At 66.7% G+C, this 17,665-nt stretch carries 16 protein-coding genes; 9 read left to right on the forward strand and 7 right to left on the reverse strand.

The annotated features are described in order from the left end of the window. Nucleotides 1–113 precede the first annotated feature (113 nt). From S58_RS01250 to S58_RS36060, 4 genes are all read left to right on the forward strand, one after another. Complete coding sequence (locus S58_RS01250) at nucleotides 114–941, forward strand: FkbM family methyltransferase (RefSeq protein WP_015663408.1); 828 nt, start codon at nucleotides 114–116, stop codon at nucleotides 939–941. Between the two features lie 88 nt (nucleotides 942–1,029). Further along, entirely contained in the window at nucleotides 1,030–1,515 is a 486-nt protein-coding gene (locus S58_RS01255; protein WP_015663409.1) for a pyridoxamine 5'-phosphate oxidase family protein, read from the forward strand. After that, nucleotides 1,515–1,733, forward strand: a complete 219-nt coding sequence (locus S58_RS38860; RefSeq protein WP_083938455.1) for a hypothetical protein — start codon at nucleotides 1,515–1,517, stop codon at nucleotides 1,731–1,733. The genes S58_RS01255 and S58_RS38860 overlap by 1 nt, the downstream gene beginning before the upstream one ends. A 245-nt stretch (nucleotides 1,734–1,978) precedes the next feature. Continuing rightward, nucleotides 1,979–4,063 (forward strand): OmpA family protein, encoded by a 2,085-nt coding sequence (locus S58_RS36060; RefSeq protein ID WP_083938456.1) that lies wholly within the window; start codon nucleotides 1,979–1,981, stop codon nucleotides 4,061–4,063. A gap of 266 nt (nucleotides 4,064–4,329) precedes the next feature. Here the strand turns inward: S58_RS36060 and argG are convergent, their stop codons facing one another. The 5 genes from argG to S58_RS01295 form a co-directional block, all read right to left on the reverse strand. Continuing rightward, a complete protein-coding gene (argG, locus tag S58_RS01275; RefSeq protein WP_015663412.1) occupies nucleotides 4,330–5,667 on the reverse strand; it encodes an argininosuccinate synthase in 1,338 nt (445 codons plus the stop codon). A 104-nt stretch (nucleotides 5,668–5,771) separates the two neighbouring features. Beyond that, nucleotides 5,772–6,551, reverse strand: a complete 780-nt coding sequence (locus tag S58_RS01280) for a phosphatase PAP2 family protein (RefSeq protein ID WP_015663413.1) — start codon at nucleotides 6,549–6,551, stop codon at nucleotides 5,772–5,774. Between the two features lie 46 nt (nucleotides 6,552–6,597). After that, entirely contained in the window at nucleotides 6,598–7,083 is a 486-nt protein-coding gene (locus S58_RS01285) for a hypothetical protein (RefSeq protein WP_015663414.1), read from the reverse strand. A 122-nt stretch (nucleotides 7,084–7,205) separates the two neighbouring features. Continuing rightward, nucleotides 7,206–8,417, reverse strand: coding sequence for a 23S rRNA (adenine(2503)-C(2))-methyltransferase RlmN (gene rlmN, locus S58_RS01290; protein ID WP_015663415.1), 1,212 nt, complete (start codon nucleotides 8,415–8,417; stop codon nucleotides 7,206–7,208). Between the two features lie 117 nt (nucleotides 8,418–8,534). Further along, complete coding sequence (locus tag S58_RS01295) at nucleotides 8,535–9,161, reverse strand: invasion associated locus B family protein (RefSeq protein ID WP_015663416.1); 627 nt, start codon at nucleotides 9,159–9,161, stop codon at nucleotides 8,535–8,537. A gap of 358 nt (nucleotides 9,162–9,519) precedes the next feature. On the opposite strand from S58_RS01295, the gene S58_RS01300 reads away from it, so the two are divergent. The 3 genes from S58_RS01300 to S58_RS01310 all read left to right on the forward strand — a co-directional run bounded on the left by S58_RS01300 (nucleotide 9,520) and on the right by S58_RS01310 (nucleotide 13,293). Beyond that, complete coding sequence (locus S58_RS01300) at nucleotides 9,520–10,494, forward strand: NADPH:quinone oxidoreductase family protein (RefSeq protein ID WP_015663417.1); 975 nt, start codon at nucleotides 9,520–9,522, stop codon at nucleotides 10,492–10,494. Between the two features lie 482 nt (nucleotides 10,495–10,976). Continuing rightward, entirely contained in the window at nucleotides 10,977–11,972 is a 996-nt protein-coding gene (locus S58_RS01305; protein ID WP_042338536.1) for a hypothetical protein, read from the forward strand. Between the two features lie 145 nt (nucleotides 11,973–12,117). Beyond that, nucleotides 12,118–13,293 carry a TAXI family TRAP transporter solute-binding subunit gene (locus S58_RS01310; protein ID WP_042338539.1) on the forward strand — a complete coding sequence of 392 codons (1,176 nt, stop codon included), beginning with the start codon at nucleotides 12,118–12,120 and terminating at the stop codon, nucleotides 13,291–13,293. Nucleotides 13,294–13,406: 113 nt separating this feature from the next. Here S58_RS01310 and S58_RS01315 read toward each other — a convergent pair whose 3' ends face one another. Continuing rightward, nucleotides 13,407–13,820, reverse strand: a complete 414-nt coding sequence (locus tag S58_RS01315) for a YkvA family protein (RefSeq protein WP_015663420.1) — start codon at nucleotides 13,818–13,820, stop codon at nucleotides 13,407–13,409. Between the two features lie 101 nt (nucleotides 13,821–13,921). Continuing rightward, entirely contained in the window at nucleotides 13,922–14,272 is a 351-nt protein-coding gene (locus S58_RS01320) for a 4a-hydroxytetrahydrobiopterin dehydratase (RefSeq protein WP_277996603.1), read from the reverse strand. Between the two features lie 328 nt (nucleotides 14,273–14,600). On the opposite strand from S58_RS01320, the gene S58_RS01325 reads away from it, so the two are divergent. Both S58_RS01325 and S58_RS01330 read left to right on the forward strand, forming a co-directional pair. Then, nucleotides 14,601–15,947 carry a TAXI family TRAP transporter solute-binding subunit gene (locus S58_RS01325; RefSeq protein ID WP_042340482.1) on the forward strand — a complete coding sequence of 449 codons (1,347 nt, stop codon included), beginning with the start codon at nucleotides 14,601–14,603 and terminating at the stop codon, nucleotides 15,945–15,947. Nucleotides 15,948–16,085: 138 nt separating this feature from the next. After that, complete coding sequence (locus tag S58_RS01330; protein ID WP_015663423.1) at nucleotides 16,086–17,660, forward strand: alkaline phosphatase D family protein; 1,575 nt, start codon at nucleotides 16,086–16,088, stop codon at nucleotides 17,658–17,660. Nucleotides 17,661–17,665 lie beyond the last annotated feature (5 nt).

The following is a 17,665-nucleotide window of genomic DNA, read 5'->3' on the forward strand; positions in this document are numbered from 1 at the left end:
TCGAGCGCGTGCCGCAGCATCGCCCCCGTGAAATCACAATGGGGCCACGCCGGCTACACGGAGTCCGCGGCAAGGCCGGCTATTGGGGATCGCCCTCAGCTCAGGAGGCAACCTTGACGCCCGACCATGATCCTTCGCCGGCACCCTTCGGTGCTTTCACTCCCAATGCGCCGCAGGCGCTGGTGATCCGGATGGCGCACGGGTCGGGTCTGAAGCGCGGCGCATTCCGGCCGATGCTGACGCGCGCCGTTGATCTGTTGCGGACCGGACCGCTCGACGTGGACTATCAGGGTGCCCATTTCCGCTTCTATCATCAGGCCAGCGCGACAGAGCGCGGTGCGCTGTTCAACCCCGACTACAATCGCGAGGAGCTGGAGTTTCTGCGCAGCCACATTCCGCTGGGCGGCGTCGCTGTCGATCTCGGTGCCAATGTTGGGACGTTCGCGCTGCCGCTCGGGCGTCACGTCGGACCGACCGGCTTGGTGATTGCGGTCGAGCCGCACCCGGTCACCCATGCGCGGCTCGGCTTCAACCGTAATGCGTCCGGTCTTGTGCAGGTCAAGCTCGTGGCTGCTGCTGCCGGCGAGATCGATGGCGACGTATTGATCGAGACCGACGGTGACAATCTTGGCGCCAGTCATGTCGTGACCGGCCCCACCGGCTCGGAGACGTTCAGGGTCCCGGCGCTGCGTCTGCAGACGATCCTCGAACGGGCCGGTGCGACCCATGTCGACGCGCTGAAGATCGATGTCGAAGGTTTCGAAGACCGTGTGTTGACCTGCTTCTTCCGCGACGCCCCGGCTGCGCTGTGGCCGCGCGCCGTCGTCATCGAACATCTGTCGCGCGACGAATGGCAGAACGATTGTCTCGCCGACATGATCAGCCGCGGCTATCGCCAGATCGGCCGCACACGCAGCAACACGCTGCTGTTGCTGGGCTGAGGCGACGCGTCGCTGGCTTTCCTCCGTCCGGCTCGGAACATCACGGCACGACGCGGCGTTAGCGCTCCTGACATCCAGGGAGCGAACCATGAGCAACGACGATACGCGCGATCAGGATCGCGTCTGGGACCTGATGAAGAAGATCGGATTCGCCATGCTCGTCACCCGCGACGGCGACAGACTGCGCGCGCGGCCGATGAGCGCCTACCTCGCGCGCGACGAGAACATGGTCTATTTCCTCACCGACGCACGTCATCACAAGGACGAGGAGATCGCCCGATCGCCGCAGGTCAACCTGTCCTTTGCCGATGCCAGTAGCCAGAAATACGTTTCGATCACCGGCACCGCGGCCATTTCGAATGATCGCGGCAAGATCCGCGAGCTGTTCACGACGACAGCCAAGGCCTGGTGGGACAGCGCCGAGGACCCGAACATACGACTGCTGAGGATCACGCCCGACGACGCCGAGTTCTGGGACTCGCCGGGCACGGTCGTGAGCTACGTCAAGATGGCTGCAGCGGCGGTCACCGGGACGCGGCCTGACGTCGGTGACAACCGCAAGGTCGCGATGTGATGCCGATCGAGCCCCCCGAGATTCCGCCGTCGACGCCAGGGCATCCGGTCGAGCCTCCGCCGGAAGATCCTGTCGGGAATCCGAGCCCGGAGGTGCCGCCGCCGGTGCATGAGCCCGATACGCCGGCGCCGCCGCGTAAGCTTCCGGGACAAACGCCCGACGAAGTGCCGGGGCGGGGACCCCTTAGCCCGACCACGCCCAGTCCGGCCACGGATTGACCGCGATTGAACCTTGGTCATGATGGACATTGAGGAGGGCCGGCAAACTGCCGGCTCTCCTCATGTTATGTTCCGCCAAGCCATTGAAAATCAAGGCTGAATGAAACATGAATGGCGGCGGAGCGATGACTGCTTCGCGTCGAAATAAATCCCTTTGCGAATTTGAACTGCGCCACAATCCGGCCTAACGCATACTTGTTGATCACACCGTGCTTGAAAAAGAACGTTTCGGGAAACCAAGACAAATGAGCAAACTTCGCGTCCTGCTGCTTGCGACGACCGCGCTGTCGGCGATGCAATTGGCGAGCACCGGATCACACGCGCAGAGCGCGCCGATGGTCGTAGCCCAGGGCCCTGGCGGGCCAGGTGGTGAAGTCGGCCCAGACGGTCGACCGAAGCAGCCGCCGCAAGGCCAGCCGCCGCGTCCGGCTCCAGGCGCCGCGCCTCCCCATCAGGCTCCGCCGGCGCCTCCGCCGGCTGCTGCGCCGCGCCCGGCGCCGCCCCCACCTCCGCCGCCGGCCGCGGCCCCACGTCCTGCTCCGCCGCCTCCACCGCCCCCGCCTCCGCCGCGGGCTGAGCCGCCGCGTCCGGCGCCGCCGCCACGCGCCGAGCCTCCGGCACCGCCGCGTCCCACACCGCCTCCGCCTCCGGCGGCCGCTCCTCCGGTGCATACGCCGCCGCCGCCTCCGCCCGTGGTCCCGCGCGAGCCAGCGCGCCCGGCGACTCCGCCCGCGCCGCCGCCGGCGGCAGCGCCTGCACGTCCGACGCCGCCGGTGCCGCCGGCCGCCGCCCCCACGCCGCCTCCTCCCCCACCGAGCGCAGGGCCGGGCCAACGGCCTGGACTGCCGCCGCCGCCTCCGGCTGCGGCGACGCCACCGCATTCACCGCCGCCCGCCGCGGCTCCTTCGCCGCAGCCTGCACCGGCGCAGACCCCGCCGCCGGCTGCGGGTCAGCCTCCGGCCGGTCGGCCGGGTGCCGGCGGCCCACCGCCAGGCGGTCAGCCGGGCGGATTGCCACCCCGCGGCGCGCCGACGCCCCCGGCCGGTACGACCGCGCCTGCGCCTGGAACTCCGCCGGCACCGGCGACGCCTCCGGCGGCCCAGACGCCTGCGCCGGGCGCTCCGCCCGTTGCCGGCACGCCGCCCGGCGGACGCCCCGGCACGCCCCCGGGCGCACCCGGCGCACCCCCGCCGGTTGCGGGACCTGGTCCTGGCGGCGCGGCTCCTGGACCCGGTGCGCCTGGAGCAGGACCCAGTGCCGGACCGGGCGCAGTGCCGCAGTCTGGACCCCCGGCCATGTCGAACCGTCCGCCGCCGCAGGTTGTCACGCCGATTCCCGCGCCGCCGCCGCCGACGGCCCAGCAATTGACGCCGATTGCTCCGGGCGCCCCGATGGCCGGGCCGCAGCGGCTGGAGGATTTTCGTGGCCAGCGCCGCGAGGTTCAGGAGGGAGGACGCACGGTGATCTACGAGCCGGGCCGCGTCATCGTGCGCGATCCGAGCGGTCAGGAGTTCGTGCGCCACGACGAGCTCGAGCGCTTCCGCTACGGTGCACGCGACATCCGCGTGCAGCAGGAGCGCGGCGAGACGCGGACGATCGTGGTCCGTCCGGACGGCAGTCAGATCGTCACGGTCACCGCGCCCGACGGCCGGCTGCTGCGCCGCATCCGCCGCGACATCGGCGGCCGCGAGATCATCATCATCGACAACACCTACCGCGATCCTGCTGCGGTCGGCGGCTTCTATGTCGACCTGCCGCCGCCGGAGATCCGCATTCCCTACAACCGGTACATCGTCGACGCCGAGGAGGCGCCGCCGGATGTCATCTACGACACGCTGATCGCGCCGCCGGTGGAGCGCGTCCAGCGCCGCTACTCGCTCGACGAAGTCCGCTACTCGCCTTCGGTGCGCCAGCTGATGCCGTCGATCGATCTCAACACGATCACCTTCGAGACGGGATCGTGGGAGATCGGCCCTGATCAGGCGGCGAAGCTGCAGGTCATCGCCGACGGCCTCAACCAGGCGATCCAGCGCAACCCGCGCGAGGTCTTCCTGATCGAAGGCCATACCGACGCGGTCGGCAACGACACCGACAATCTGTCGCTGTCGGATCGCCGGGCCGAATCGGTCGCGACCTTGATGACGCAGCAGTTCGGCGTGCCCGCCGAGAACCTGACCTCTCAGGGCTACGGCGAGCAGTACCTGAAGGAGCAGACGCAGGGCCCGAGCCGCATCAACCGCCGCGTCACGGTCCGCCGCATCACGCCGCTGCTGAACGGCGGCCAGGCGGCGCTGCCGCCTCCGCCCCCGGGCGTGGCGCCGCCGCGGTGAGGTAGCGACTAACAGAAATGAAGATGGCCGGGAGCGATCCCGGCCATCTTTGTTGCTGACCATCCGTTGCGTGTTGAAGCGAGGCTGTCGCGTCACCCTCGGTGTCGTCCCCGCGAACGCGGGGACTCCCAGGGTTCAGTTTTGCGAAGCCTGGAGCCCCAGCCCGCTCTCACCATGTCAGCCGGTGGTTATGGGTCCCTGCGTTCGCAGGGACGACACCGGTGGTGAGGCGCGGTCTCGGCCGAAAACCCCGCTGTCGTCCCGGCTCAGCCCTTGTCGTGACCGAGCTGGAAGATCTCCGCGCCGTCCGAGCCCGACAGCAGTCCCGTGTCCGAATAGAGCTTCAGCTTGGTGCGGGTGTCGGCGATGTCGAGATTGCGCATCGTCAGCTGGCCGATGCGGTCGGCCGGGGTGAAGGCGGCGTCCTCGACCTTTTCCATGCTCAGCCGCTCCGGCTGATAGGTCAGGTTCGGACTCTCGGTGTTGAGCAGCGAGTAGTCGTTGCCGCGGCGCAGCTCCAGCGTCACCTCTCCGGTGATGGCGCTGGCGACCCAGCGCTGCGCGGTCTCGCGTAGCATCAGGGCCTGCGAGTCGAACCAGCGGCCCTGATAGAGCAGGCGTCCCAAGCGCATGCCGCTGATGCGGTACTGCTCGATCGTATCCTCGTTGTGGATGCCGGTGACCAGGCGCTCATAGGCGATGTGCAAGAGCGCCATGCCCGGCGCCTCGTAGATGCCGCGGCTCTTGGCCTCGATGATGCGGTTCTCGATCTGGTCGCTCATCCCAAGACCGTGGCGGCCGCCGATCGCATTCGCCTCCAGGAACAGGGCCACCGCGTCGCTGAAGGTCTGGCCGTTCAGCGCGACCGGCTGTCCCTCCTGGAAGCGGACGACGACCGTCTCCGGCTTGACCGCGCAGTCTTCGCGCCAGAACGGCACGCCCATGATCGGGTTGACGATGCGGATGCCGCTGTCGAGGTTTTCGAGATCCTTGGCCTCGTGCGTGGCACCGAGCAGGTTGCTGTCGGTCGAATACGCCTTCTCGGCGCTCATCTTGTAGTCGTAGCCGTTGGCGGTGAGGAACGCCGACATCTCGGCGCGGCCGCCGAGCTCGTCGATGAACTGCTGGTCGAGCCAGGGCTTGTAGATCTTGAGGCCGGGATTGGTGAGCAGGCCGTAGCGATAGAAGCGCTCGATGTCGTTGCCCTTGTAGGTCGAGCCGTCGCCCCAGATGTTGACGCCGTCCTCCTTCATCGCGGCGACCAGCATCGTGCCGGTCACGGCGCGGCCGAGCGGCGTGGTGTTGAAATAGGTGATGCCGCCGGTCGAGATGTGGAAGGCGCCGGACTGGATCGCGGCGATACCTTCATGCACCAGCTGGGAGCGGCAATCGACCAGACGGGCCTTCTCAGCCCCGAAGCTCAGCGCTTTGCGTGGAATCTCGTCATAGTCGGATTCGTCGGGCTGCCCGAGATTGGCGGTGTAGGCGAAGCAGCGCGCGCCCTTCTGCTTCATCCACAGCAGCGCGGCGCTGGTGTCGAGGCCGCCTGAGAAGGCAATGCCGACTTTCTCGCCCTTGGGCAGGCTTTTCAGGATCGTGGTCATGGGAAGTCCAACCGGCTCGTGGTGGCGGTATCGTTTGCGAAATTCGGGCGCGATTAACAGATTTCGGCCGCTTGGGCACGCGTTTAATGGCGCGCCGGCTGCGCTCAGGCCGTCGGACTGGCGTCCGCCGCGCGGCGGCCAAACAGCCGGCGCCTCAGGCGGTAGCCCGGCGAGGCGATCCGGGTCAGCGCGGCATCGATGCCGGCATCGGTCAGCCGCGTCGACGGCCAGCGGTAGATGTAGCCATGCGCGAGCCAGATCACGACGAAGGTGACGAGGCCGGCCGCGGCGACGTCGGTGAAGAAATGGCCGCCGAACGCCATGCGCAGCACTGATGTGGCGAGGCCGAACAGGGCGGCCGCGGCATAGGCGACGGGCCTGATGGCGGGCGGCGTCAGCGCTGCCGGCGCCAGGGTCCAGAACGCGGTCGCGCCCTCGCCGGAGAAGAACGAGCAGTTGCGGCCGCAGCCGCCGCGCGGATCCCACCACGGCACGAAGGGCATGTCGCCGCTGAACTCGGTCACGACGACCGGACGCGGCCGGCCCCAATAGGATTTGAAGGTGAAGTTGGTGAGCACGCCGGCCGAGAGCGACAAGGTCAGCAGCAGGAAGGCGATGGTGCGGCCCTTCACCAGCAGCGGACGGTCGGGCCGGATGAACTTGACCACCAGCGCAATGATCGAAGGCAGAGCGAGGCCCCAGGCGACCCACATCGCCGCATCTCGCGCGAAGGCCGCGGTGCCGTCGAGCTTCAGCGGGAAGCTGTGCGTCCGCGGGTCGTAGAACAGCGCCGCCAGCTTGAGATCGAGCTCGGGATAGACGCCGAACAGCACGCCGATGACGAGCGCGAGCGACAATGCGATGAAAAGTCCGGTCCGGTTCATGGCGCGCGGTTTAGCGAAAGCGGATGGCGATGGAAAGGCCGGCGGCTCACCGCGGCGAACCCGAGGGCAGCGGCGGGGGCGGTGGCAGCCGCGACGCCGATTCGCGCCAGCGCCCGGCGTTGCGGCCCGCGATCAGCCAATAGACCAGCCCGCCGACGATGCCGGCGCCGGTCAGGATTTCGAGATGGCGGCGCACGATGCCTTCGAAGCGGAAGGTCTCGGGATCGAACGGCACGAGGCCGAGATAACAGGCGGCGCCGACCACACCGCCACCGATCGCGTAGGCGAGCACGCTGCGGATCGAGAATGCCTCGGTGATGAGGGCGATCAGCATCGCCGGAATCAGGGCAAAGCCCGATACGAAGATGAAGCCGAAGCCGATGATGACCTCGAACGCGCCCTGATCGATCGGGCCATTGCCGAGATCGGAGAACTCCGGAAACAGGACCGCGGTCACGACGATCAGCCCGGCGAGGAAGCACGCGGCGAGAAAGGCGAATGCGATCGCGATCAACCGGCCGATCAGCGCCATGGTGCTACACCATCTCCGTCATCGCGAGGAGCATCGGCGACGAAGCGATCCAGAGTCGCGCGCGCGGTCCTGGATTGCTTCGCTTCGCTCGCAATGACGAACCCTGGTCGCTGACACGACGATCAATCCGTCATCGCCATCGCGCGCAACGCCTGGCGCTCCCTGGCCGACAGCTTTTCCGTCTCCGACTTCAGCTGGCCGCAGGCGGCGAGGATGTCGCGGCCGCGCGGCGTGCGCACCGGAGAGGAGTAGCCGGCATTGAAGACGTATTCCGAGAACTTCTCGATCTGCTCCCAGTCCGAGCATTCATAGGCCGAGCCCGGCCACGGATTGAACGGGATCAGGTTGATCTTGGCGGGCACGCCCTTCAGTAGCTTGACCAGCAGCCGGGCATCGTCGAGCGAATCGTTGACGCCCTTCAGCATCACATATTCGAACGTGATGCGGCGTGCGTTGGAGGCGCCGGGATAGTCGCGGCAGGCCTGCAGCAGCTCGGCGATCGGATATTTGCGGTTGAGCGGCACCAGCTCGTTGCGCAGCTCGTCGCGCACCGCATGCAGCGAGATCGCCAGCATCACGCCGATCTCCTCGCCGGCACGCTTGATGTTCGGCACCACGCCCGAGGTCGACAGCGTGATGCGGCGGCGGGAGATGCCGATGCCTTCATTGTCGGAGACGATCAGCAGCGCGTCACGCACCGCGTCGAAATTGTACAGCGGCTCGCCCATGCCCATCATGACGATGTTGGTGATGAGCCGGTTGCCGAGCGGCGTCTCCCGGTCGGCCCAGTCGTTGAGACGGTCGCGGGCGACCATGACCTGGCCGATGATCTCGCCGGCGGTCAGGTTGCGCACCAGCCGCTGCGTGCCTGTATGGCAGAACGAGCAGTTGAGCGTGCAGCCGACCTGGGAGGAGACGCAGAGCGTACCGCGGTCGGTCTCGGGAATGTAGACGCACTCGACCTCGTGCGCCTTCTGCAGATCGTCGCCGCTCGGCAGCCGCAGCAGCCATTTGCGGGTGCCGTCGTTGGAGATCTGCTCGGCCACCACCTCGGGGCGGTCGACGGTGAAATGTTCGGCCAAGGCAGTGCGCGTGTCCTTGGAGACGGAGGTCATCTCGTCGAACGATTTGGCGCCGCGGAAATAGAGCCAGTGCCACAGCTGCTGCACCCGCATCTTCTGCTGTCGGGGCGCCACGCCGATCTCGCCGAGCGTCGCGGCCAGTTCGGCGCGCGACAGCCCGAGCAGCGACGGCTTTGCCGGCGGCACGTAGGTTTCGAGCGGAGTCTTTTCGAGGGGCGCGGACGAGTCGCGCAGCCCGGCAGTCGATGCCATGTCGATGAGCCCAAAATGCTGCCCGGCCGCTGCGGCCGCAGGCTTTCGAGCGCTTATATAGCAATCTGGACGGGGATTGCGACCCGCTCGCCGGGCGCCGGTATCAATGGCCGCGGTCTAGCGCCGGCAATCCTGGGCGATGCGGTCGAGCGCCTGGGCCAGGCCCTTCAGCGAGAACACGTCCGTGGTCTCGGTGCCCTTGGCCGAGACGCCCTTGACCACCGCCTCGGGAGCCTTGCGCATGGCGTCGACCATGCGCTCCTCCTCGGCCGCGTTCTTGATCCAGAGACCGTCGCCCTGGGTGTACATCGCGTAGGAGGCGCCGCCGACGTCCAGGGACGCGTCGGAGCCCGGCTTCAGTGCGTAGCCGATCATGATCGAGACCTCGTTGAACACCTTCTCCGAGGGCCGGGTCGAGACGAAGGCGTAAGCGGGATCACGCGGGCGGTTGGCCGGGTTCGTCTTGGACGAGGATGGCTTGGCCAGCGCGAAGCACACCTTCTTGCCGCCGGGCATCGCCGTATAGGCTCCCCATCCACCGAACTGGCCGATGAGGGTCGGTTCCGCGCCGCCGATGTTCGGAACCGCCGGCTTGGTGTCGGCCTTGGGTGCGGCCTTCGGCTGTGGCGCCGGCGCGGCCTTGGGTGATGCCTTCGGCGCAGCCGTTTGAGCTGCCGCCAGGCTCGGAGCTCCGAGCATGAGCGCGCCGGTCGCCAGCGCTGTCGACAATCGCAAAAACAACATGATTAAGCTACGTTCCCCCAAGACCTCGTCCACCAATATTGTGACTGGAAAATGGCCCGGAATCGCAGACCGCCTGCGCGCGAGGGATAGCGGCTTACCGCGTCGCTTGCAAAGGCGGATCGACAAAGTCTGGTCCGCGGCGTGGCGATGGTGTCGCTGGCGACGGACGACATTGGACCGGAGTCCATTCGCCGCGTCACGCGACCCCCGCTTGAGGGCCGCCTTGTTCCGAGCTGCGGCATTTGCCGGCAATCCCGGCATCGTGGCCGCGTGTTGGCAATTGTCGCGCGGCTGCAAATCCGGCATGACGTCTTCAAACGCCGGGCTCGATCCGGATAACAGCCCAAGGAGCGCGCCCATGAAAGCCATTCTCTGCTCGGAATTCTGCCAGCCCGACGATCTCGTCTTCGCTGACGTGCCTGATCCGGTGGCCGGCGCCGGAGAAGCCGTGATTGCGATCAAGGCCGCGGCGCTGAACTTCTTCGACATCCTGATGATCCAGGGCAAGTACCAGATCAAGCCGCCGTTCCCGTTCTCGCCGGGAGCGGAGGTCGCGGGTGTGATCGAGAGCGTCGGCGACGGCGTGACCGATCTGAAGGTCGGTGATCGCGTGGTCGCCTCCTGCGGGCACAATGGCGCGCGCCAGAAGATCGCGCTGCCGGCGTCGTCGATCGTCAAGATTCCCGACAATCTCGATTTCGACCGCGCCGCCGGCATCATCATCATCTACGGCACGGCGCTGCATGCGCTCGAGGATCGCGCGAGCCCGAAGCCGGGCGAGACGCTGGCCGTGCTCGGTGCCGCCGGCGGCACGGGGCTGGCCGCTTGCGAGCTCGGCAAGCTGATGGGGCTGAAGGTCATTGCCTGCGCGTCGTCGGACGAGAAGCTCGAATTCGCCAGGCAACATGGCGCGACCTTGACCTTGAACTACGCCAAGGAGGACCTGAAGGAAGGCCTCCGTCGGCTGACCGACGGCAAGGGCGCCGACATCATCTTCGATCCGGTCGGCGGAGCCTATGCGGAAGCGGCGTTGCGCTCGATCGCCTGGGAAGGCCGCTTCCTGGTGATCGGCTTTGCCGCCGGTGACATCCCGAAGATGCCGCTCAACCTCGCGCTGCTCAAGGGCTGCGACATCCGCGGCGTGTTCTGGGGCGCCTGGGCCCGGATCAACCCGGCCAAGAACCGCGCCAATCTCGAGAAGCTCGTGCAGTGGACGGCCGAAGGCAAGCTGTCGTCCCATGTCGACCGCACCTTCCCGCTGGCGCAGACCGCCGATGCGTTGAAGGTGCTCGCCGGGCGGCAGGCCATGGGCAAGGTGATCCTGCATCCCTGAGAGCGGGCTCGGACGTCGGGCCACAGCGGAATGCCTCGATCGCGAAACTAAGCGGGGCTGACCTCGACGGCGACTGCACGTCATGCGGGTGCGAATCCTGCGCTCAACCTGATGGCGTCGGTCGCGCAGGGCTGCGATGCCACCGGGAGGCCAGGAAATTGCAACCTGAAGCCGAATTTAACAAAAACGAGCGTTTCTTGGTTAACGCAACCGCGGTCGATTGTGGCAGGGTTAATTTCGTAGCTTGGCTATTGTTATTTCGATGTTTCTGGATTTGCTGCCACGCGAATTCGCACGTGCGTCGCCACAATCAGATCAAAATATTTCCAGAATCATGCCGGGTCTCGTCCACTTTTAGTCGGATTCAATTAGTCAATTAGTTGTCGGCAGTGGGGTGCCTCTAGCAATCGTGACGTGTCTCGAGCTTCTGACGGGCTCGGGACAAAAAGTATGTTGCGTGAAGTGAGATGGGGAATAAGGCCATGGCTGAGCGGACGACGCGCGGGCGGTTCAACGACAGAAGTCTATCCAGTCCTGATTTCAGGCCTTTCCCGGACGATCCTCCTCAGGAACGCCCGTCGAATTATCGGTTCGGCAGGTCGGCTCCGGAGCAATATCCCTCCGACGAATCGATGCCGATGTTCCTCTCCGAATATGAGAGCGGCAACCAGATCGAGAGCACCGAATTCGAGGACCAGTGGCCAGCGCGCGCCCGCCGCACCTCCATCTCGTCACGAATTCTGCTCGCCGTGGTGGCGGCCGCGGGTGTCGCCGTGCTGTTCGCCTTGGTCACCTCGGATGCGACGCGCGATCTGATCGCCAGCGCCAAGGCATCCATGGTCGGCTCCGCGCCGGATCCGACCGCTCCGCCTCAGGCGAGCGGCACTCAGTTGACCGCGCGGGACATGCAGCTGAACGAACCTGCGCGGTTGGCCCCCGAGCCGCCGGCTGCGGTGGCGCCGGTGCAGACCGCCGCCGTCGCTCCGACCCGCGACGACATCGCCAACGCCTATCAGACCGCTCTGCAGAACCGCGTCGTTACGCCGCCTGCTCCCGCTGCGCCCAGCGTGGCCACCGCGCCGGCTGCGCCGTCGGCGATGGCGCCATCGTCCATCAACTCCCCGGGTGCCGGAGCTGCGATCGTCGCGCCCGGTCTGGGCTCGGTCACGGCCGCGCCGCCGCCGGCCCAGGCGCGCCGGTTGGATCCGGATGAGCTCGCCGGCATCATGAAGCGCGCCAAGGGGCTGCTCGTGGCCGGCGACATTCCATCCGCCCGCCTGTTGCTCGAGCGTGCGGCCGAAGCTCAGGAGCCGGCCGCAGCGCTGATGCTGGCGCAGACCTACGATCCCCACGTGCTGGGAACGAAGGACATCCGCAACATCAACGCCGATCCCGCCGCGGCGCGTAATTGGTACCGCCGCGCGGCCCAGCTCGGCTCGTCGGAAGCGCAGCGCCGGCTCGATCAGCTGCAGAACTGAACCTGCGTGACGGCAGTGATGCCGCCGCGTTTCATTTTTTTGTTTCACGCATGATTTCGAGTCGTTCATGGGCAACGCTGGTCGATCTCTGGCGCTGCACGCGTTTGGCCCACAATCATGTGCCAGCTGTAATCAAGGGGGACACATGCGACGTCTGATTGGAGCGGCGGTGGCCGCAATGATGATAGCGTGCGGATTTTCGGCCCACGCCGAAGAAGGCGAGTTCGACCCGGCCAAGGTCAGCGACAGCTTGAAAGCGATTTTCCAGTTCGGCTCGGTGCAGACCAAGCAGGCGCTCAACGCCAACACGGTGACGCTGATCACCGGCACCATCGGCGGCACCTATGTGCAGTTCGGCGCTGACCTGGCCTCCTTGCTCGACGACGGCAACAGCCTGCGTGTGCTGCCGATCGTCGGCCGCGGCTCGGTGCAGAGCGTCGCCGACATCCTGTTCCTGCAGGGCGTCGACCTCGGCGTCGTCCGCGCCGACACGCTCGACTATCTCGAGCGCAAGGGCTTCGCCAAGGACATCAAGAAGCAGTTCACCTACGTCACCAAGCTGTACAATGAGGAAATGCAGGTCATTGCGCCGCGCGCGGTGCGCAACCTGCGCGACCTCGAAGGTCGCCGGGTCAGCGTCGACCTGCCGAATGGCGGCACCTTCGTCACCGCGCTGACCGTGTTCGAGCGGCTTGGGCTGCGGGCGAACTTCCTCTACATCGAGCAGCGCATCGCGATGGAGAAGCTGAAGCGGGGCGAGCTCGACGCAGTCATCGTTGTCGGCGGCAAGCCCTACAAGTCGGTCTCGACCTTCGTGAACGACGGCCGCTTCCATCTCGTCAACGTCGATTACGACCGGCCGCTGCAGACCGACTATTTGCCGGCGACGTTGACCGCCAAGGACTATCCGAACCTGATCGCCGAGGGCGAGAAGGTCGATACGATCGCGGTCCCGGCCGTGCTTGCAGCCTATAACTGGGCGCCGAACACGGATCGCTATCGCAAGCTCGCGACCTTCGTCGACGCCTTCTTCACCAAGTTTCCGGCGTTCCAGAACCCGCCCTTCCATCCGAAGTGGAAGGAGGTCTCGCTCTCGGCACCGCTCGCCGGCTGGCAGCGGTTGCCGTCCGCCAGCAAATGGCTCGAGACCCATTCGATGGAAGGCGCGCAAAGGGACCGCTTCGACGATTTCCTGAAGCAGAGCAGTTCGGGCAAGGGCCTGCAGAGCGAAGCCGACCGCGAGGCGCTGTTCAAGCAGTACCAGGCCTGGGAGGCCGAGAAGACCGGCAACGCCCGAGCGCAGGCGCGCCCTCAGCGCTGAGCCGGCGCATCGCGTCTGGCTACGACTCGCTCAAATAAAAAAGCCCCGCTCGCGCGGGGCTTTTTTGCTGTCGGACTGAGAGGCCTCAGAGCCTGGCGTCGGCCCGCGGATCATCAAGCGTCCTGGCCGGCCTTCTCGGCATCGAAATCCTTGTCGGCGTCGAGGCGCGCAAGCACGGCGCGGGCGGCCGCATGATGGTCGGGCGTGATGTGCGAGGCCACCATCCGGATGGCGGTGGCCAGCACGGCCGCATCGTCGGTGAAGCCGAGGACCGGCATCACGTCGGGCAGGAAGTCGAACGGCAGGATGAAATAGGCGATGGCGCCGAGCAGGGCGACCTGCACATGCCGCGGCGTCTCCTTGTCGAATGCGCAGTAATAGGCGGCGAGCAGGTCCTCGGCGAACGGGATTCTGGCGACGACCTGCTTGAACTTGCTCCAGAACCGGCGGCGAACGCTGTCGCGATCCCGCGCCAGCCGGTCGGCAGGCTCGAAGCCAACGCTGTAATCGGTCGTATCGGACGCCATGCCTGTTCTCTCCACGACGGGAGGCGCCGCAGGTGCGGACCTCACACCGTCATGTGGGGATGACCGCGTGTGCCGCAAGTTGCCTGCGCGCGACCGAGAGCTCAGCCGCCCTTTGCCGCTGCGATCACGTCCATCGCCCCGGCGAGCTCGATGTCGCGCACGGTCACGCCGCCCGCGTCATGCGTCGCGAGCACGACCTCGACGGTGCGGTAGACGTTGCGCCATTCGGGATGATGGTCGCGCTTCTCAGCCACGAGGGCGACCCGGGTCATGAAGCCGAAAGCTTCGTTGAAGTCCGCGAAGGTGAAGGTGCGGGTGATGGCCTCGCGGCCGCTCATCTCGGTCCAGCCGGGAAGCTCCCGCAGAGCGCTGGCCCGTGCCTCTGCCGACAGTCGCTGCACCATCTCAACCTCCGATTCATCCAAACGAACCGCCCCCGCAGTCCAACGCATCCGGACCTCTACGGTGCCCGCAGCCGGCAGGACGCTCCCAGCTGCGTCGCCACTTTAGCAGAAACGGCCTCCGGATCAGAGCCTTGGGACCCAAGCCGACGCGGTTCGGCCATGGAACCGCCCGGTTGGTCACTCACTCGGGCCCCGCTAACCATGACGCAGATGTCACCCCGGAGCGAAAAGAATTTTGCTACAGTTTGGCTCTAGCGAAGGACGATGCCGGACAAGGCTGCGCGTGGCGCCGCTCTCAGGCGATCGGATGACCGGAGGACCGGACCTGGCAGACCCCCAGACCACGCCAGCGCAGCGCTCGCAGATGCGCCCTGCCGTGTTCATCGTCATCGCCGGGATCCTCGCGATCGTCGGTGCGCTGGCGGGCGCCTATTATTTCGCGATGCGGCCCGTGGTGCTGAAGATCGCCGTCGGTCCACCCGCCAGCGACGACCTCAAGGTCGTCCAGGCGTTGACCCAGGCCTTTGCCCAATCCCACGCCTCCGTTCGGCTGCGGCCGGTGCCGACCGAGGGGGCGGGAGAGAGCGCGCAGGCGCTGGCAGCCGGCAAGGTCGATCTCGCGATCGTGCGCGGCGACCTCGAGGTCCCGAAGAACGCGCAGGCCGTTGCGACCCTGCGCAAGAACGTCGCCGTGCTCTGGGTGCCCGCGGCCGCCAAGGGCAAGGGCCGCAAGGGCGCCGCCAAGATCACCAAGATCTCGCAGCTCGCAGGCCATAAGGTCGGCATCATCGGCCGGACGCCGGCCAATGCCAATCTGCTGAAGGTGATCCTGCACCAATACGGCGTCGATGCCGCCAAGGTCGAGATCGTGCAGTTTCCGATCACCGAAGCAGCGGAAGCCGTCCGCAGCCAGAAGGCCGACGTCTATCTCGCGGCGGGCCCGATCAACAGCAAGATCACGGCGGACGCCGTCGCGGCCGCGAGCAAGGACGGCGGGACTGCGACCTTCCTGGCGATCGACTCGGCCGAAGCCATCGCGCAGAACCATCCCGAATATGAGGCGGCCGAGATTCCGGCCGGCGCCTTCGGCGGTGCGCCGGACCGTCCCGAGGAGGAAGTCAAGACGATCAGCTTCAACCACCACATCGTCGCGCGCAAAGGCCTGGCCGATTCGACGGTGTCGACGTTCACCCACCAGCTGTTCTCGGTGCGCCAGCAATTGTTGTCGGAGTTTCCGCTCGCGGCCAAGATCGAGACCCCGGACACCGACAAGGACGCCGCCATCCCCGCGCATCCGGGCGCCGCGGCGTTCGTCGACGGCGAGGAGAAGACGTTCCTCGACCGCTACAGCGACTACATCTGGTGGGGTCTGATGGCGCTGTCGGCGATGGGCTCGGCCGGCGCCTGGTTCGCGGGCTACCTCAAGCGCGACGAGCGGACGATCAACAGCTCGCTGCGTGACCGGCTGCTGGAGATGATCACGATCGCGCGCAAGAGCGACTCGACCGAGGAACTCGACCAGTTGCAGGGCGAGGCCGACGAGATCCTGCGCAACACGCTGACCTGTTTCGAGGACGGCGCGATCGAGCACGCCGCGCTCACGGCGTTCAACATTGCGCTCGAGCAGTTCCACAACGCGGTCGCCGACCGCAAGCTGATCCTGATGAGCATGCCGGCCAACCTGCAGCGCACCGGAGCGCAATTACGCGCCGCCGGCAGCTGACGCCGCATCACGCGAAACGGGCCACCTCGTCGCGAGCCGGCCGGGCTCGTCCGTGTAATTCCAGCGTCATCAATCTTTCCTAGGTCTGCCCAGCCTTGGCGCGCGCCTGTTCCCCCGCGCCATCACCAGGAGACCCGCATGACGCTTCGAATCGTCCCGCCGCAGACCCGCAGACTGTCCCGCCGCCGCTTTCTGTCGACCGCCGCCGCGGCTGGCGTCACGACCCTGTCGATGCCCTATCTGAGCCGCGCGGCGGATCGGCCGCAGGTCACCCATGGCGTCCAGTCCGGCGACGTCGGCATGGATGGCGGCGTGGTCTGGGCGCGGGCCGACCGGCCCTCGCAGATGACGGTGGAGGTGGCGACGACGGAGTCGTTCAAGGACGCGCGGGCGCTGCCGCCGATCGCGGCGCTGCCCGAAAGCGACTTCACGGCCAAGATGCTGCTGGGGAATCTGCCGAGCGGCCAGGACATCTTCTACCGCGTCAAATTCCGCGACCTGTCGCATACCGCGGTCGAAAGCGAGGCCGTGGTCGGTCGCTTCCGCACCGCGCCGGGCAACAAGCGCGACGTCTCGTTCGTCTGGGGCGGCGACGTCGCGGGGCAGGGCTGGGGCATCAACCCCGACGACGGCGGCATGTTCACCTTCGCCACGATGAAGAAGCACCGGCCGGATTTCTTCCTGCATTCCGGCGACACCATCTATGCCGACGGCCCGATCCAGTCCGAGGTGAAGCTGCCGGACAACAAGGTCTGGAAGAACCTGACCGTGCAGGAAAAGGCCAAGGTCGCCGAGACGCTCGACGAATTCCGCGCCGCCCACAAGTACAATTTCCTCGACGAGAACGTCCGCAGCTTCAACGCCGAGGTGCCGATCTTCGTGCAGTGGGACGATCACGAGGTGACCAACAACTGGTCGACCTCCAAGGAGCTGCCCGGCAGCTACAAGGAGCGCAACATCCAGCTGCTCGCGGCGCGCGCGGCCCGCGCCTTTCACGAAATGTATCCGATGCGCGAAAGCATCGTCGAGCCGGGCCGGGTCTATCGCACCATCAATTACGGCCCGCTTCTCGACGTGTTCGTGCTCGACGAGCGCAGCTATCGTGCCGCCAACGGCGCGAACGACCAGACGACCTATGGACCCGATGCCTATTTCATAGGGCCGGAGCAGATGCGCTGGCTCAAGCAGGCGCTGCTCAACTCGCGCGCGACCTGGAAGGTGATCGCGTCCGACATGCCGCTCAGCCTGATCGTCTATGACGATGCCGCCAACAGGAAAGGCTCGGAGGCCTTCGCGCAAGGCGACGGTCCGGCGCGCGGCCGCGAGCTCGAGATCGCCGAGATCCTGCGCTTCATCAAGACGGCTCCGATCCAGAACACGGTGTGGCTGACGGCCGACGTGCACTACGCGGCGGCGCATTACTACGACCCGAACAAGGCCCAGTTCCAGGACTTCGAGCCGTTCTGGGAGTTCGTTTCGGGTCCGTTGCATGCCGGCACGTTCGGTCCGAACGAGCTCGACAACACGTTCGGTCCCGAGTTGCGCTTCATCAAGGCGCCCGGTCTCGACAAGCAGAACCTGCCGCCCTCGGCCGGCATGCAGTTCTTCGGTCACGTCAAGATCGACGGCGCCAGCGGCCAGATGACCGTGACCCTGCGCGATCGCGCCGACGTCGCGCTGTGGTCGACCACGCTCGATCCGAAGCTGGGCTAAAGGCC

Source organism: Bradyrhizobium oligotrophicum S58 (genome assembly GCF_000344805.1).
In the GTDB taxonomy this organism is placed as follows: Bacteria; Pseudomonadota; Alphaproteobacteria; order Rhizobiales; family Xanthobacteraceae; genus Bradyrhizobium; species Bradyrhizobium oligotrophicum.

Bases quoted from the DNA above. Each gene is read 5' to 3' on its own strand.
- S58_RS01280 (WP_015663413.1), bottom strand. From the start codon at position 6,551: ATGAACCGGACCGGACTTTTCATCGCATTGTCGCTCGCGCTCGTCATC.
- S58_RS01300 (WP_015663417.1), top strand. From the start codon at position 9,520: ATGAAAGCCATTCTCTGCTCGGAATTCTGCCAGCCCGACGATCTCGTC.
- S58_RS01320 (WP_277996603.1), bottom strand. From the start codon at position 14,272: ATGCGTTGGACTGCGGGGGCGGTTCGTTTGGATGAATCGGAGGTTGAG.
- S58_RS01330 (WP_015663423.1), top strand. From the start codon at position 16,086: ATGACGCTTCGAATCGTCCCGCCGCAGACCCGCAGACTGTCCCGCCGC.
- S58_RS36060 (WP_083938456.1), top strand. From the start codon at position 1,979: ATGAGCAAACTTCGCGTCCTGCTGCTTGCGACGACCGCGCTGTCGGCG.
- S58_RS01255 (WP_015663409.1), top strand. From the start codon at position 1,030: ATGAGCAACGACGATACGCGCGATCAGGATCGCGTCTGGGACCTGATG.
- S58_RS01295 (WP_015663416.1), bottom strand. From the start codon at position 9,161: ATGTTGTTTTTGCGATTGTCGACAGCGCTGGCGACCGGCGCGCTCATG.
- S58_RS01285 (WP_015663414.1), bottom strand. From the start codon at position 7,083: ATGGCGCTGATCGGCCGGTTGATCGCGATCGCATTCGCCTTTCTCGCC.
- S58_RS01305 (WP_042338536.1), top strand. From the start codon at position 10,977: ATGGCTGAGCGGACGACGCGCGGGCGGTTCAACGACAGAAGTCTATCC.
- S58_RS01315 (WP_015663420.1), bottom strand. From the start codon at position 13,820: ATGGCGTCCGATACGACCGATTACAGCGTTGGCTTCGAGCCTGCCGAC.
- argG (WP_015663412.1), bottom strand. From the start codon at position 5,667: ATGACCACGATCCTGAAAAGCCTGCCCAAGGGCGAGAAAGTCGGCATT.
- S58_RS01310 (WP_042338539.1), top strand. From the start codon at position 12,118: ATGCGACGTCTGATTGGAGCGGCGGTGGCCGCAATGATGATAGCGTGC.
- rlmN (WP_015663415.1), bottom strand. From the start codon at position 8,417: ATGGCATCGACTGCCGGGCTGCGCGACTCGTCCGCGCCCCTCGAAAAG.
- S58_RS38860 (WP_083938455.1), top strand. From the start codon at position 1,515: ATGCCGATCGAGCCCCCCGAGATTCCGCCGTCGACGCCAGGGCATCCG.